This is a genomic window from bacterium SCSIO 12643 (genome assembly GCA_024398135.1).
Classification (GTDB): Bacteria; Bacteroidota; Bacteroidia; order Flavobacteriales_G; family Salibacteraceae; genus CAJXZP01.
On the sequence record CP073750.1, the window covers coordinates 3,995,665 to 4,009,072 of the forward strand.

Here is a 13,408-nt window from a genome sequence, read left to right on the forward strand (position 1 = left end):
CTATATTTTATAGTCATTACAGAGATTTATGGTTTGAGCAACTCATTCAAAAAGGCTACTTTTATCGCATGTTTAGATGGATCATCACCATAGGATTTTGGATACTATTAAGCTTACCTTTAATAGCCGGTGGACCTGGAATGAAAAATTTCCGGGAAGATCAAGAGACCTTAAAAGAATTAAAAGCTCTGGCGCCACAAGTTTCTACAAATCCTGAAGAAAGTATTAAAGTATTAGACGGACAAATTAAACTGGCCATCCGCAATAACTTGTCTCAATCATTAGCTTACGCTTATTTATTAATGGGGAGCGCTTATCGCGAATTACATCAACCGCAACTGGCATTACACTTTTTACAGCTTTCGCAGGAAAACTATGTCAAGCCTATTCAGATTAAACAAAAGGAATTCAAAGGCAAAATCAATTATACGATTCCCTCAGAGTATTACTACGAACTGGGCGAGATTTACACGCAACTAGGGCGTTATTCTGAAGCCAATACAGAGTATGAACGTTTTCAAAAAAACAGTAAAAACCGAACACTCATTACCGCTTCAAATTATGCTTTAGCCCAGAATTATTATGCTTTAGAAGAATTTGAGGAAGCTATTTCTGTATACGAAAAACTACTCGTCATTGAACAACAAGCTCAAAATGACATTCAAATTCGCATGTGTTATTCTGCACTAGCAGCATGTTATATTTCTATGGGAAAAACAGACCAGGGCCTACTCTATTATAAGAAATCGGTTCAGGGCGTCTCACAAACCAGTAGTTTGGATAATAATGGTAACTACTCGCAAATAGCCGAAAACAAAGAAATTGTTACCAAAGCTTTAAGAAAGCAAAACAAACTGGAAGAGGAACTTCAGGTGAGAAATGATAACCTAAGTATTACCAATGATAATCTGGAATACTTGAGGTTAGCCCAAACCTATTTAAAGGCGCAAAATATTACCAAAACTGAATCTTCATTAGACCAGTACTTTGAAAATATCTCCTACAATATCATTGATATGAACGAAATTCAGGTCATCAAAGACATGGCGCTGATTCTCAAATCTCAAAACCGCGATAACAAAGCATTTGATTACCTCATTCACTATGAAGAATTATCTGATACCATTCAAAATCGCTTGTTACAAATTGAACAAAACTCCCAACAAGTAGGTTCATCAGGATATCAGAACTATCTACAGTTAGAAATCCTTCAAAAAGACAAAGAGATTTCTGAAAACACCATTCAACTCCTTATGCGTGAGAGTGAATTAAATGAAAAGAATTTACAATTTCAAAAAACGATCATCTGGTTACTGGCTATAGGCATTACGCTCATCATCATTGCATTAGTCTACATTGTACGCGTTTCTAAACAACGAAGAATTGCGAATCAACAACTGGCTTTGCGTTCTTTACGTACCCAGATGAACCCCCATTTTATCTTTAATGCTTTAAACTCAGTAAATAGCTTTATTTCTATGAGTGACGAACGCGCTGCTAACAAATTCTTATCTGAATTCTCCACTTTGATGCGTACGGTAATGGAAAACTCCGAACATGAGTTTATTTCCTTAACCAAAGAACTGGAAATCTTAAAGATTTATCTGGATCTGGAACATTTTAGATTTCAAAACAAATTCGATTATCAATTGAATATCGATCCCCAATTAGATACTGATGAATTGGTGATCCCTCCTATGATTATTCAGCCATATATTGAAAATGCAATATGGCATGGCTTGCGTTATAAAGAAGACAAAGGTACTTTAAAAGTTGCAGTGAATTCTCAAAACTCAGCTATTAGAATCATTGTTGAGGATGATGGAATTGGACGAAATAAAAGTCAGGAAATCAAAACCAAAAACCAACGTAAAAGCAATAGTACCGCACTAAAAAACATCAAACAACGTGTAGAGTTATTTAATGATTTACACCGCATTCAAGTACAGGTAAACATTGCGGATTTGCACCAGGATGGTTCAGGAACCGTTGTTACTTTAATTATTCCACAACCGAATTATGAATAAACTCAAAGCACTCATTATAGAAGATGAAGAAGCCAGTAGAATTACGCTTCGAAATTATTTAGGGAAATACTGTCCTTCGGTAGAATTGTTGGGTGAAGCCGGTAATGTGGAAGATGCTTACAAGCTAATCCTGAAACATCAACCTCAGGTGATCTTTCTAGATGTGGAAATGCCCTATGGTAACGCTTTTGACTTATTGGAAAAGTTTGATCGTCTGGATTTTGAAGTCATATTTGTGACCGCTTTTAGCAAATATGCATTGGAAGCGCTGAATCTAAGTGCCAGCAACTATTTATTAAAACCTGTAAACATTGACCAACTGGTAGAAGCTGTAGATAAAGTACAGCAACATGTAAATGACCACGAAGCCATTAAAACTTCCAATATCCTTTTGGAAAATCTGGCCATTGAAAACAAACAACTTAAAAAGATGGTGCTCCCTATGTTGGATGGTTTTGAAGTGGTTACGCTTAAAGACATCATATGGTGTGCAGCCAATGATAATCTAACAGATTTACATCTTACGGATGGTTCTAAACGCACTGTATGCCGTACTTTAAAGTTTTATGAAGGTGTTTTAACCGATTATGATTTTATCCGTATTCACAAATCTCATATGATCAATCTAAACTATGTCAAACTCTACCGTAAAGGTAAAGGAGGTGAGATCACTCTCGAAAATGGCACTACACTCAAGCTCTCTCCTACCCGTAAAAATGAGTTTTTAGAACGATTTGTTTAGGTGTGATGCTTTTGTCCATATAACAACACTTAAAATGTAGTTCTTCGAACTTCAGTAAGATTAGAACTTCTTTATGGCAATTGAATCATATCATTAAAAAACAAAAAACCGGATATAGTAAACTACATCCGGCTAGCCTTTCACCCGTTGGCTATTATTATTTTTAACATTATTAAAACGTACGCCACCAAAAATGGTTGCCGTTGTAAATGAATATATTACCATAAAAAAAGCGAATACTTTACATATTCGCTTTTTTAGAAATTTCTTTTTTCGTTTCAACAACGTCTATAATGCACCAAAACGATAATTTAATCCTAATAACACTTGTGAATTGGTACCGTATATATTCGACCAATCCCCAAAGTAATATGCAGCTACCCTTCCTTCAAGTGAAACGGCTATACTCTTGGTTAACGGATAAGATCCTCCCAATCCGGCAATTAATGATCCATCATATCTATTTTGATCGTAAGTATATTCAACCACAGAACTTGAATTATATGTGGTTGTACTTTTTCCATTATAAAACATCATAAGTTGAGCGCCAACACTTCCAAATACCTTTGCCTTTTGTCCAAAAGTCCATTTAGCCATTACCGGAATCGTTACAAAATTACTGTTACCAGAAGTTACGGCTACGAGCCAACAATTCCCTCCAGAACTACAAGCCTGAATTTCATTATAGTTAAATCCATAGCTATAGAATATAGCACTATAATTTAAAGAAAATCTCTTCATTAAATTATGTTGAAATGTAATACCATAAGCCGCTTTGTTTTGATAAGTGGCTACTGCATTTTCTCCAGGGTTAATAATATTAATACCTCCCAAAACTCCGACTTCAAACTTATGATCCTGAGCATAGGTAAAAATGGTGGTCAATGATATGACCGATAGCATAAATAGATTTTTCATGGGTGAAAATTTAATGTTAAATATCAGCAATTTAATTGTTTATCATATGCGCTCCAAATATTATTGAGCCTATTAAGAATTATGCAAGTGTCATAAAGCTTTTCTAGTTTCCGATTACCATCAGAATAGAAAGCTATAATATGTCAACTCGCTACTCTTACCATTCCTAATTTTAAAATTGACATATTATAGAAATTCTTCGAGCTATTGCGAGACTAGAACTTCTTTATGGCAATTGAATCATTTTCATAAAGTCAACTTATCTTTTTATATAAGTTGACTCTGTTTATTAACAAATTGATTGTTACTAACTTAAATATCACATCACTTTGAGTTAATATCCACTCCATAATTTTAAGTCTCAAAATTTTATGAACTATACTAATAAATCCATCTTATGAAAAAGTCAGACTTTTTTACACTAACAAAATGCACACTGATTGCATTCACTTTGCTATTGAGTAACCTTGCCTTTGCTCAAATCCCTTCAGGATATTACAACTCTGCAAACGGTTTAACCGGAAATGCGCTGAAATCTGCTTTAAACGACATTATTGACGGCCACACCGAATACCCTTACAGTAGTTCAGGAACAGATGTTTGGGACATTTTAAAAATAGCCGACCGTGATCCGAATAATGCCAATAATGTGATCGGACTATACTCTGGTTTTTCGATGAATGCCGCTGCCGAATATGATGGCGGTGCGGGCTGGAACCGTGAACACGTTTGGGCCAAGTCCAGAGGTGACTTTGGTACATCCAAAGGTGCCGGAACTGATTTGCACCATTTAAGAGCGGCCGATGTGTCTACCAATTCAGCCAGAAACAACCGTAATTTTGATGAAGCACCTACCCAATATGTGGATGGTTCAGGAAATTACAGCGGTACGACAGATTCTTATACCAGTTCTACCGACTGGGTTTGGGAACCACGTGATGAAATTAAAGGTGATGTAGCCCGAATGATTTTTTACATGACGGTACGTTATGAAGGTGAAAACGGAGAAGTTGATCTGGAATTGACCGATAACCTACTTTCCAGCACTGATAAAACTCCTTTTCATGGAAAAGCATCTGTATTGGTACAATGGCACCTGGATGATCCGGTAAGCAGCGAAGAAATCGCAAGAAACAATGTGATCTACGGTTATCAGGGAAATCGTAACCCTTTTATTGACCATCCGGAATATGTATGCGAAATCTACGGGTCTTACTGCTCAGGTAGTGGGAACGGAAATGGTAATGGCGGAGGAAATGGCAGTGACCTTTTTATCTCCGAATACATTGAAGGTTCTTCTTACAACAAAGGTTTGGAGGTTGCCAATACCACAGGTTCTTCGGTTGATTTATCGAGCTATTCACTCAAAAAACAAACCAACGGTTCCGGAAGCTGGGGTTCTGAATACACTTTAAGCGGTACTTTAAACAACAACGATGTTTTTGTGATTGTTCATAGTTCTTCCAGCTCTACTATGAAAGCTGTAGCTGATGTGCAAACCAGTTCTGGTATTGTTACATTTAACGGAAACGATCCAATTGGCTTGTTTAAAAATGGTGTGTTGATTGACATTATTGGCACGTATAATGGTGGCTCCTCTCACTTTGCACAAAACACTACGCTGGTTAGAAAAGAAACCGTAAGTGGACCAAATACCACGCACACCACAACTGAGTGGGACAATCACGCTTCTAATACCTTTACCTATTTAGGTGCGCACACTTCTACTTCCGGTGGATCAGGATCAGGTTCTGGAAGTTCTGAAATTTATATTTCTGAATACATTGAGGGATCTTCTTATAACAAAGGTTTAGAGATTGCAAATACAACGGGCTCTTCGGTTGATTTATCCAGCTATTCATTAAAGAAACAAACCAATGGTTCGGGAAGCTGGAGTTCTGAATATACCTTAAGCGGCACTCTAAACACCGGAGACGTTTTTGTAATTGTACACAGTTCTTCCAGTTCAACTATGAAAGCTGTAGCAGACGTACAAACCAGTTCGGGAATTGTATCATTTAATGGAAACGATCCGATTGGTTTATTTAAAAACGGAGTCTTGATTGATATCGTTGGAACTTACAATGGTGGATCCAGCAATTTTGCAAAAGATGTGACACTGGTACGTAATGTTACGGAACCAAATACAACTTACACCACTGCAGAGTGGGATAGTCACTCATCCAATACATTCACCTATTTGGGTATTTCAGGAACCGGACAATTTAAAGCGGCATTGACTTCTACTCCATCATTTGATGCCATTCCTGAACTTCAGGTATATCCCAACCCGGTTGAGGATGTATTGACCATTTCAAGCTCTGAGAACGAAGTGGAATCTGTAATGTTTTATGATGTAACCGGAAAAGTTGTTTTCGCTAGCCGTCCAATGCAAAATACCGCGCAAATAGATGTTTCTTCTTTTGAAAAAGGATTCTATGTGGTTCGCATTTATGCCAATGCAAAATACACTACTCAGAAATTAACGATTCTGTAATCTCACCCCACAAAAAAAGCCCCATGAAACAAACTTCATGGGGCTTTTTTATTTAACGTTATATCTTTAAAATCTTACTCTTTCCCAAAACCATACTTTAAGCTGATCAACCATTGCCCATTTAATTCATACTGATCAAAATCAAAGTCATACCAATAGTACTGCGCTATTCTAGCTTCGGTGGAGATGGTGTATTTATCGGTTAAGTCATAGGAAACACCTACTCCTGAAGTAATTGCATTTCCAAACCAAACGTAATTCTTAATCGTTACATCCGATGACCGCATATCATCTAAACGATCATAGTAGCTGTATTGAAGGCCTAATTTTAAAAGCATTCCAACATCCACAGACCAATGAAATTTTTTTTGACCAAAAGTCCACTTTGCCAATACAGGTGCCAAAATTGATTTTTCAATATAAGTTTTCTCTTTAGGTACCACTCGATCTGGCATATAATACTGTTTGTATATCGTATAATTTATTTTGGACTTGTTAAACATCAGTTTATAATGAATGGAAAATCGCTTCATCATATTATGCTGCATACTCACTCCTGCTGACCAGCCTAGCATATGGTCAGGTGTAACTCTTTCAAAAGAATAAGTACTAAAACGTTGGATATCTCCTCCTCCAACAACTCCAAATTGTAATTTATGATTTTGTGCTTGTGCAAAAATCGACATCAAGACACATGTCAGTGTAATAGTAAAGTATTTCATGGGTATTATTTATTTTAAACGCTCCAATATAGCAAACATCTCATTGTATGTCAACAGTATACAGACCTAATAATATTAATTAAAATCCCTCTCACTTCTTCTGCCCTAAACCATAAGTAACTCCAACAAGAATTTGTGCATTAGTGTCGTATGTATCCGGCTCAAAATAATACCAATAGTAATGCCCCAATCTTCCTTCCATAAATATTTTAGTTTGTTCATTAATACTATAAGTACCTCCTAACCCTATAGTTAGTACATTATAATAGTCAAGCTCATCCTTATAAAACCAAATCAAGTTTTGTAATCCAACATCAGTTGTAAGTTTGAGTTTCTTTTGGCCAAAGGTCCATCTAGCCAATATGGGTATAACTATGCATTTTTTAGATTCAAAAACTACTTCATTCCACCAGCCTGACCAATATTCCAATTTTGATTGGTTATACATAATTTTATAATTCAAAGAAAAACGCTTCTTTAAATTATGCTGAACCGAAAAACCAGCAGACCATCCAAAACCAGTGAATCTATCCCCTTCCATTCGCGCCAAAGCATAATCCGTATCAAATCCTCCAACAACCCCAATTTCGGTTTTATAATTTTGTCCAAAACCCAGGAATGATGCAGCAATTAACCCTATGAGAACAATAATCGATTTCACTTTATTTCTGCTTCAAACTATAACTTACTCCAGCCAAAACCTGTAGTTTATAATCATCCAAATGACGAATATCACTCCAGTATGCTCCTGCTAACCTACTTTCCAAGGAAACTTTTAGCTTATCTGATATAGAATAAGAACAACCGCCTCCAATTAAAAATGCAAAATCAATCTCTCTAGAACTCAGTCCCACATATGAATGATCTTCTTCTGGTTCATGTTCTGCATAATCAACAAACACTTTTGATCGAAAAAAATATTCAGTTTGGATTCCAGCATCCAGCAACACCTTAAATCTTTTACCAAATGACCAACGTGCCATCACCGGAAGTATCAAAAATTGATCATAATTCGTCATATCATAATCCCTTTCCGGAAGCGATCCACAACATCCTCCATTAACCGATCTATGTGACTTCTCTTGCTGAAATATCAGATTCGTATTTAAAGAAAAGTGCTTTTTAATATTCCGTTGAGCAGAGATTCCGGTAGTGAATCCTACTTTAAAAGGGTGTCCATCCCAGTCAACAAAAACTCTTTGATTAATTCCTCCAACAACTCCCAATTCCCATTTATAATCTTGTGCATAAGAAATCGAAAATATCATTAGGACTCCAATAAGTACAGGTATTTTTTTCATGATCATAATATTTTATAAACTATATGAAAGTCCGGTTAATACTTGCCAATTCAATCTATCCGGATCATTAAATTCTCTAAAATACAAGCCAGTAAGTCTTCCTTCTAAAGACACGTTTAACCTCTTTGATATAGAATAAGTACTTCCAATTCCCGAAGAAAACGCAATATCCCATTCGTAATATTTCATTGGTTCTATCAACGGCCCATCACTTACTGAAGATAGTTCTTCGTAAGACTCTTTCTGATTAAATAAATAGGACATCTGTACTCCGGCATCTACAAATAGTTTCAACTTTTGTCCATATGACCAACGTGTCATTACCGGCATCGTTAAATATTGATTTGTTATTCTTCTTTCCAAAGAACCATAACATAGTCCTGACAATTTTCCTCCACATGAATGGTCTATATATTGTTCAACCAAATGCCCTTGCTGATAAATGATGTTAGTATACACCGAGAAATGTTCTTTCCAATTATACTTTACGGACAAACCTACAGTAGGTCCCAATCGAAAAGCCCAATCATTGTATGGTTTATTGGTATAATGCGTTTGATTGATTCCTCCCAAAACTCCCAATTCCCATTTATAATCTTGTGCATAAGAGATCGAAAATATCATTAGGATTCCAATAAGTGCAGGTATTTTTTTCATGGCTAAAAAATAAAGTTTTACTGGGCTAATATAATGGGCAAAACAACTGTTACCAAATAAAATTTCGAATCATTTCAAAAAACGTACTTTCCTTATATTTTACTTGGGTTTCAAGTTTTACTTTGATCCTATTCCATAAGACAAACCTATTAATCCCTGATAACTATAGCCGTTTTGTTTATCAAACTCTCCAATTCGAAATTCAGTTCCCACCGCCATTCTATCGGTAAAATCATAAGAAATTCCAAGTCCACTGGTCAATCCAAGGTTAAGGTTATCAGATACTTTTTCAAATGGCATTTGTAACTGCATCCCTATATCCACCATCCAATGCAGTTTTTGCTGACCAAAAGTCCATTTGGCCAATACCGGAACTACCATAAATTGATCAGTGATCGTTCTTTTCTCCAATAAATCGGTATTGGCATATATAATATCACCCATGGTTTCCGGGTATATGGTTTCGGTTTTTATATCCTCCCGATACATGAATCTATAATGAAGCGAAAAACGTTTCATAAAATTATGTTGTATGCTGATACCGCTCGACCATCCATATTCATAATGATAATTACTTAGTGCGTCTTCCTGAGGTTGAAAATAAGAATCCACACCTCCAATGGCTCCTATCTGGAGTTTATGACTTTGCGCCCCAACGCTTGAAAAGGCTGCAATAACGAATATATATAAGACTATCTTTTTCATCACGTCATTTTTACAATCCATAACTTACCCCTAAAAACAACTGTCCATTGACCCCATCTTCAAATAAGGGGCCTTCATCCAGACTATTGAAGTCCATGACTCTTAGTTCAGTATTTACAGCTATTTTTTCCGAAATATCGTATGACACACCTAGTCCACTGGAAATACCCAAAAGCACATCATTCCGCTTCCTTAAATAACTAAACCCTTTATCATTGGTCCATTTTGCATGATTGATCAGTTGGGTTTGTATACCAACATCTAACATCCAATGCCATTTTCCCTGTCCAAATGTCCACTTGGCCAATACAGGAATCACAATAGACTTTTCTAAAATCTCCCCTCTACCAATGTCGAACACCCCCCACCAGGAAGTGAAGTCTTGCTTAATCCGTTCCTCACGATATAGTACTCTATAGTTTAGCGAAAAATGTTTTTTGAGGTTGTGTTGTATCGAAACCCCAGTTGACCAGGCATATTGAGATTCGTTGTATGATGGTCTCGAAAAATATGAATCCATACCACCTAACACACCTAGTTGGATTTTGTGACTTTGTGCCTCAGCACCTGCAAATGCTACAATAGCGCATATAAGTAATACAGTTTTTTTCATCATTCCATTTTTATAATCCATAACTTACGCCCAACATCAACTGACCATTCAAATCATGTTTGTAAAATTTCAGATCGCTAATAAGATCAAAATCTACTGCTCTAAATTCTCCGGTTACTGATATTCTATCTGTAACATCATACGACATACCTACTCCACTGGAAACACCTAAATACAGCTCACGCCAATTACTGAAACCACTATAAGAATAACCTACAAATGGCTCATGTTGCCATACGTATTCAAAATTCAGCTGTGCCTGAATTCCAATATCTACCATCCAGTGTAATTTTTTCTGCCCGAAAGTCCATTTGGCCAATACGGGAACAATCATCGATTTACTGGTAGACGTTCCTTTACCTATATAATCTTCATGACTCAACCCCGTACCACAGAATGGATATAGATTAAATTTCATTTTCTCTTCGCGATACAACACTCTGTAGTGAAGCGAAAACCGCTGCATTATATTATGCTGTAAGGAAATTCCGGTAGACCAACCATATTCATAGTCCGGGCCATAAGGTTCATGTTTTAATGCTTCAAAATAGGAATCGACTCCACCAAGTACGCCTATTTGCAATTTATGTTCTTGCGCCTGTGTACTCGTAAAGGCTAAAAAAACTAAAATAAGTATGGATAATTTTTTCATGGTTTAGTTTTTAAAGTCCGTAAGTTATTCCAAAAAACAATTGAGAGTTTTCACTATATACATTACCAGTTAGGTTGCTTTCATGAATCACCAACCTGGCTTCCATAGTTCCGGATAATCTATCCGTAAATGCGTATTTAGCTCCTGTACCAAAAACAAGCGCACCTTTATGCCAATGCGCTGGGTTATTCAACACTTCGACAACTCCCCCAACAAACTCAGAATCTAAAATTTCCCTATATCCTCTGGTATATTGCAATCCTGCATCCAGCAAAACCTTTAATTTACTCTGACCAATCATGTATCTGGCAGTGAAAGGAATGGCAAACGATTTCATGGTCATTTTAAAATTACCACTACTATTCTCCGTTTTTACGATCATTTCGTGATATAGAAATTTGGTATTTAAAGCAAACCGCTCTGTCCAGTTAAACTGCGCATTTAATCCGGCCGACCATCCCAATGGATAATGATCAAAGGCTTCATTTTCAACCCAGGAGATATCGCCACCTCCGGTAAGTCCTAATTCAAATTTATGATCTTGTGCTTTAGCTGCTATAGAGATCAATGCCGCAGCAAATAGTATAGAAAGGTATTTCATGGGTGAAATATTTTAAAGTTCGGAATGCCAATGTAATACATAATATCATATAGGTCAAATAAAATATCGGAGCTTTATCTCATCTTATAAAACCACCCCCGTCCGCATAACAACATCTCGGTATTTACGTATCATTGTTTTAGTATTTGATGATGATCCCGGAAAACATATTAATTATCCAGCTCGTGGCAGTCACTATCTGCCTGTTTTTGGGATTACACTATTGTTTTCTCTATACCCAAAACAGACTTTCCAATATCCTGCTGGGTTTTATATTCATTGCATTGGGGTTTTCCATTGCATCCGAAGCTTTGGAGTATTATTTTGATCACCCGGTATACGATATCGTGGCATTAATCTTTAATTCTCCACTGCTATTCGTTACCATCCTGTTGTATTACGCATCCACGGTAACGCAAACCTGGAAAACCAATTGGCCGATTCATAAACGTTTTTTGTTATTGGTATTGGCCGATATTCTACTGGCATTCATCCTATTCATTTTTCAAATAGAGCCACACCCTATCCTATTTGGGCTCTATTTTACGGTGATTGGTGCAATCAACCTATATATGTTGTATTTGATTTTAAAACAGATTGATTTGCACAACAAGCACATTCGCAACTTGTTTTCGAGTATTGAAAACAAACAACTGAACTGGCTGCGATTGCTGGCTGTGATCAATATGGGGTTTATTGTTTTTTGGTGGATGGACGATACACTGGCTGCTTTGATTGGAGACAATCTATTGTCCGGGATTATTTCGGAGCTTTCTATTTACTTTACCGTAATCAATGTGATTTGGATGGGTTATGCGAGCTTACGCCAACCGGTGATATTTGAAACCGAACCGGAGGTATTTTTTACGGAAGAACCCGCAAAGGAAACACAGCAACCTTCATCAGATGATCGGGCTACTTTTAAACGCATCCAAAAACAAATTGAAAACCAGCAATTGTATACCCACCCTACACTTTCGTTAAAATCACTGGCAGATACTTTAGAGATGCGAGATCGTGAACTCTCCCGAATCATTAACCAATGTTACGGGCACAATTTCTATCATTTTATTAATGCCTACCGTGTAGCGCATTTTAAAGAAGCTTTTTCCAACGGTCAAAACCAGCATCTGAGCATCATGGGATTGGCCACCGAAGCCGGATTTAAATCTAAATCGACCTTTTACGCGGCCTTTAAAAAAATGGAAGGCATTACACCCAGGGAGTTTGCCGAGAAAACCTAGCTGGTTTACCCATTCTCACGAGGCTTCTTTTTTATCGTATTTTTTCTATTGCATTCCCTCCCATTATCAAATACTTTTACGCTTTACTATCGTATATTTGATTTTATGAATGTCCGTTTAACACCTGAGCAAAAAATCAAGATTTTGAATGCTGATGATGTATACAAAATCATGCAGCAAATCCTACTGCGCGAAAACAAAATAAGCCGCAATCAAGAGCATTTTTGGGTGGTAGGACTCGATACCAAAAACAAAATTTTGTTTATTGAACTCATTGGACTGGGCACCGTAAACCGGGTAAATGCCAACCCGCCCGATGTGTTTAGAATGGGAATTTACAAACTGGCAGTAAGCATGATTTTGGTACACAACCACCCCAGTGGTGATTTAACACCTTCGCAGGCCGATCTGGATATGACCGATAGAATGCTTAAAGTGGGCCAACTCATTAATATTGAAGTACTGGATCATTTGATTATTTCGGAAAAAGGATTTACCAGCCTCGAAAACACCAATGCCATGCAGCAGCTCCGCACCTCTGGCCTATTTGAAATAGTAGAACGCGAAAAACTCGAAATTCAAAAATGGAAATTGGATATTGAAAAGAATAAAGCGCGTAAAGAGGAAAGATTGAACTTGGCTAAAAAGCTTAAAGCTGAAGGCATGGATGAAAAATTCATCAAGAAAGTGACTGGTTTATTGGTTGGTGATATTAGGGGGATTTAGGGG

The 13,408-nt window shown here is 36.9% G+C and carries 14 protein-coding genes; 5 read left to right on the forward strand and 9 right to left on the reverse strand.

The window, feature by feature from the left end:
• Window positions 1-68 precede the first annotated feature (68 nt).
• Window positions 69-2,027, forward strand: coding sequence for a histidine kinase (locus KFE94_17450; protein ID UTW66411.1), 1,959 nt, complete (start codon window positions 69-71; stop codon window positions 2,025-2,027).
• Window positions 2,020-2,769: a response regulator transcription factor gene (locus tag KFE94_17455; protein UTW66412.1), complete on the forward strand. Its 750-nt coding sequence runs from the start codon at window positions 2,020-2,022 to the stop codon at window positions 2,767-2,769. Before KFE94_17450 ends, KFE94_17455 begins: the two co-directional genes overlap by 8 nt.
• Before the next feature lie 288 nt (window positions 2,770-3,057).
• Here the strand turns inward: KFE94_17455 and KFE94_17460 are convergent, their stop codons facing one another.
• Window positions 3,058-3,687 (reverse strand): outer membrane beta-barrel protein, encoded by a 630-nt coding sequence (locus tag KFE94_17460; protein UTW66413.1) that lies wholly within the window; start codon window positions 3,685-3,687, stop codon window positions 3,058-3,060.
• A 397-nt stretch (window positions 3,688-4,084) separates the two neighbouring features.
• Here KFE94_17460 and KFE94_17465 point away from each other — a divergent pair, with 397 nt between their 5' ends.
• A complete protein-coding gene (locus tag KFE94_17465; protein ID UTW66414.1) occupies window positions 4,085-6,184 on the forward strand; it encodes an endonuclease in 2,100 nt (699 codons plus the stop codon).
• 74 nt (window positions 6,185-6,258) lie between these two features.
• On the opposite strand, the gene KFE94_17470 is transcribed toward KFE94_17465, so the two are convergent.
• From KFE94_17470 to KFE94_17505, 8 genes are all read right to left on the reverse strand, one after another.
• A complete protein-coding gene (locus tag KFE94_17470; protein ID UTW66415.1) occupies window positions 6,259-6,906 on the reverse strand; it encodes a PorT family protein in 648 nt (215 codons plus the stop codon).
• Between the two features lie 91 nt (window positions 6,907-6,997).
• On the reverse strand, window positions 6,998-7,567 hold the full coding sequence (locus KFE94_17475) for a hypothetical protein (protein ID UTW66416.1): 570 nt from the start codon (window positions 7,565-7,567) through the stop codon (window positions 6,998-7,000).
• A gap of 1 nt (window position 7,568) precedes the next feature.
• Complete coding sequence (locus tag KFE94_17480; GenBank protein UTW66417.1) at window positions 7,569-8,207, reverse strand: outer membrane beta-barrel protein; 639 nt, start codon at window positions 8,205-8,207, stop codon at window positions 7,569-7,571.
• A 12-nt stretch (window positions 8,208-8,219) separates the two neighbouring features.
• Window positions 8,220-8,864 (reverse strand): PorT family protein, encoded by a 645-nt coding sequence (locus tag KFE94_17485; protein UTW66418.1) that lies wholly within the window; start codon window positions 8,862-8,864, stop codon window positions 8,220-8,222.
• A 117-nt stretch (window positions 8,865-8,981) separates the two neighbouring features.
• Entirely contained in the window at window positions 8,982-9,569 is a 588-nt protein-coding gene (locus KFE94_17490; protein ID UTW66419.1) for an outer membrane beta-barrel protein, read from the reverse strand.
• Window positions 9,570-9,579: 10 nt separating this feature from the next.
• Window positions 9,580-10,182 carry an outer membrane beta-barrel protein gene (locus KFE94_17495; protein UTW66420.1) on the reverse strand — a complete coding sequence of 201 codons (603 nt, stop codon included), beginning with the start codon at window positions 10,180-10,182 and terminating at the stop codon, window positions 9,580-9,582.
• Between the two features lie 10 nt (window positions 10,183-10,192).
• The gene (locus KFE94_17500; protein UTW66421.1) at window positions 10,193-10,834 is read right to left on the reverse strand and encodes an outer membrane beta-barrel protein; all 642 of its coding nucleotides are present in this window, start codon (window positions 10,832-10,834) and stop codon (window positions 10,193-10,195) included.
• 10 nt (window positions 10,835-10,844) lie between these two features.
• Window positions 10,845-11,435 (reverse strand): outer membrane beta-barrel protein, encoded by a 591-nt coding sequence (locus KFE94_17505; GenBank protein ID UTW66422.1) that lies wholly within the window; start codon window positions 11,433-11,435, stop codon window positions 10,845-10,847.
• Between the two features lie 185 nt (window positions 11,436-11,620).
• Here KFE94_17505 and KFE94_17510 point away from each other — a divergent pair, with 185 nt between their 5' ends.
• Both KFE94_17510 and KFE94_17515 read left to right on the forward strand, forming a co-directional pair.
• Entirely contained in the window at window positions 11,621-12,679 is a 1,059-nt protein-coding gene (locus KFE94_17510) for an AraC family transcriptional regulator (protein ID UTW66423.1), read from the forward strand.
• A 105-nt stretch (window positions 12,680-12,784) separates the two neighbouring features.
• Window positions 12,785-13,405 (forward strand): JAB domain-containing protein, encoded by a 621-nt coding sequence (locus KFE94_17515; protein ID UTW66424.1) that lies wholly within the window; start codon window positions 12,785-12,787, stop codon window positions 13,403-13,405.
• The last annotated feature ends 3 nt before the right edge of the window (window positions 13,406-13,408 follow it).

Excerpts from the sequence above, each read along its gene's own strand:
- KFE94_17455 (UTW66412.1), top strand. The coding sequence starts at position 2,020 with ATGAATAAACTCAAAGCACTCATTATAGAAGATGAAGAAGCCAGTAGA.
- KFE94_17500 (UTW66421.1), bottom strand. The coding sequence starts at position 10,834 with ATGAAAAAATTATCCATACTTATTTTAGTTTTTTTAGCCTTTACGAGT.
- KFE94_17450 (UTW66411.1), top strand. The coding sequence starts at position 69 with ATGTTTAGATGGATCATCACCATAGGATTTTGGATACTATTAAGCTTA.
- KFE94_17460 (UTW66413.1), bottom strand. The coding sequence starts at position 3,687 with ATGAAAAATCTATTTATGCTATCGGTCATATCATTGACCACCATTTTT.
- KFE94_17515 (UTW66424.1), top strand. The coding sequence starts at position 12,785 with ATGAATGTCCGTTTAACACCTGAGCAAAAAATCAAGATTTTGAATGCT.
- KFE94_17485 (UTW66418.1), bottom strand. The coding sequence starts at position 8,864 with ATGAAAAAAATACCTGCACTTATTGGAATCCTAATGATATTTTCGATC.
- KFE94_17470 (UTW66415.1), bottom strand. The coding sequence starts at position 6,906 with ATGAAATACTTTACTATTACACTGACATGTGTCTTGATGTCGATTTTT.
- KFE94_17495 (UTW66420.1), bottom strand. The coding sequence starts at position 10,182 with ATGAAAAAAACTGTATTACTTATATGCGCTATTGTAGCATTTGCAGGT.
- KFE94_17465 (UTW66414.1), top strand. The coding sequence starts at position 4,085 with ATGAAAAAGTCAGACTTTTTTACACTAACAAAATGCACACTGATTGCA.
- KFE94_17505 (UTW66422.1), bottom strand. The coding sequence starts at position 11,435 with ATGAAATACCTTTCTATACTATTTGCTGCGGCATTGATCTCTATAGCA.
- KFE94_17480 (UTW66417.1), bottom strand. The coding sequence starts at position 8,207 with ATGAAAAAAATACCTGTACTTATTGGAGTCCTAATGATATTTTCGATT.
- KFE94_17490 (UTW66419.1), bottom strand. The coding sequence starts at position 9,569 with ATGAAAAAGATAGTCTTATATATATTCGTTATTGCAGCCTTTTCAAGC.